The sequence below is a fragment of the Janthinobacterium sp. GW458P genome, assembly GCF_002127585.1.
Classification (GTDB): Bacteria; Pseudomonadota; Gammaproteobacteria; order Burkholderiales; family Burkholderiaceae_D; genus Janthinobacterium.
In genome coordinates this window covers 1-1,519 of the sequence record NZ_NEGZ01000135.1, presented here as the reverse complement: position 1 = coordinate 1,519, position 1,519 = coordinate 1, and the positions used below count along the sequence as shown (strand labels likewise).

Annotated in this window: 2 protein-coding genes; both read left to right on the top strand. The window is 61.7% G+C overall.

What is annotated here, in order from left to right; all coding sequences use genetic code 11:
• Positions 1-400 (top strand): exodeoxyribonuclease VII large subunit (locus tag CBW50_RS28360; RefSeq protein ID WP_301178826.1); only part of this gene is annotated, 400 nt, incomplete at its 5' end.
• 293 nt (positions 401-693) lie between these two features.
• Positions 694-1,272, top strand: a complete 579-nt coding sequence (locus CBW50_RS28355; protein ID WP_076567501.1) for a Fe-Mn family superoxide dismutase — start codon at positions 694-696, stop codon at positions 1,270-1,272.
• Positions 1,273-1,519 lie beyond the last annotated feature (247 nt).

Here is a 1,519-nt window from a genome sequence, read left to right as displayed (position 1 = left end):
CCTGCAGCTGCTGGCCCTGTCCACGGCCATGACGCATGCGGCGCGCGCGCCCGTGAACCAGTCGCACTACGCGCTTGAACGCCTGCGCAGCCGCTGGGCGGCCTTGCGGCCCGACGTCACGGCGCCGCGCGCGCGCCTGGTGGAGATGCAGCGGCGCGGCGGCGCGGCCATGGCGCAGCTGCTCACGCAGCGGCGCCACCGCCTCGACGGCCTGGCGGCCCAGCTGGAACTGTTGAATCCGCAGCGCACCCTGGAACGCGGCTACGCCATCCTGCGCGACGAAAAGGGCAACATCGTGCGCTCGCCGGCGCAGCTGCAGGCGCGCCAGAACGTCAACGTGCGCCTGGCCGAAGGCAGCGCGCAGATCGGCATCGCCAGCGTGCAGGCAACGCTGGAATAATTGCAATAGCGGCGGCGCCGTCCTGGCGAGCATGGCGCCGCTGGAATGGATCGGGCGCGACGCCACGCGCCGCATCCGCTGAGGCTCGCGGCGGGGAACATTTCCATCCGCTTCAGGCTGAACGAGAATCACTACGCCACCAGCATCCGCGACGCAGGCCCGAATCTGCAGCAATGGCGCATCCGCTTTACAATAGTGGCTCGTTCAGCAAGAATGCTTGATTCAAGCACGCATGGCTCAACCCTCCGGCCCAGGCCGGATGACTCCGAACACTCACCATAAAGGGACATCACATGGAACATACTCTGCCACCACTGCCGTATGAAATGGACGCTCTGGCGCCGCATATTTCGAAAGAAACCCTGGAATACCACTATGCCAAGCATCACCAGGCGTATGTCACCAACCTGAACAACCTGATCAAGGGTACCGAGTTCGAGAACCTGTCGCTGGAAGACATCATCAAGAAATCGTCGGGCGGCATCTTCAACAATGCGGCGCAAGTGTGGAACCACACCTTCTACTGGAACGGCATGAAGCCGGCCGGCGGCGGCGCGCCTACCGGTGCCGTGGCTGACGCGATCAACGCCAAATGGTCGTCGTTCGACAAGTTCAAGGAAGAATTCACCAAGTCGTGCGTGGGCAACTTCGGTTCCGGCTGGACCTGGCTGGTGCAAAAAGCCGACGGTTCCGTCGACATCGTCAACACCTCGAATGCGGGCTGCCCGCTGACCACCGGCGACAAGCCGCTGCTGACCTGCGACGTGTGGGAACACGCCTACTACATCGATTACCGCAACCTGCGCGCCAAGTACGTGGAAACGTTCTGGGGCCTGGTCAACTGGGACTTCGTTGCCAAGAACTTCGCGTAAGCGCGTTCCTGACAACGAAAACCGGACGCGCCGCGGCATTCGCCGCTGCGGCGCACCCAAAGAAGCCTGTGCTTGCGAGCGCGGGCTTTTTTTATGGGGATGACCCGTCCTGGAATAAGTTGACACTTTTTCGTTACAGAGAAGGAGTGTCCGATGGAACAAGGGTTTCGACGCAGTCAGCGAGATTACAGCCTGGCTTTTAAATTGAGCGTTGTCGAGCAGGTTGAAAAAGGCGAGATGACGTACA

Excerpts from the sequence above, each read along its gene's own strand:
- CBW50_RS28355 (WP_076567501.1), top strand. The coding sequence starts at position 694 with ATGGAACATACTCTGCCACCACTGCCGTATGAAATGGACGCTCTGGCG.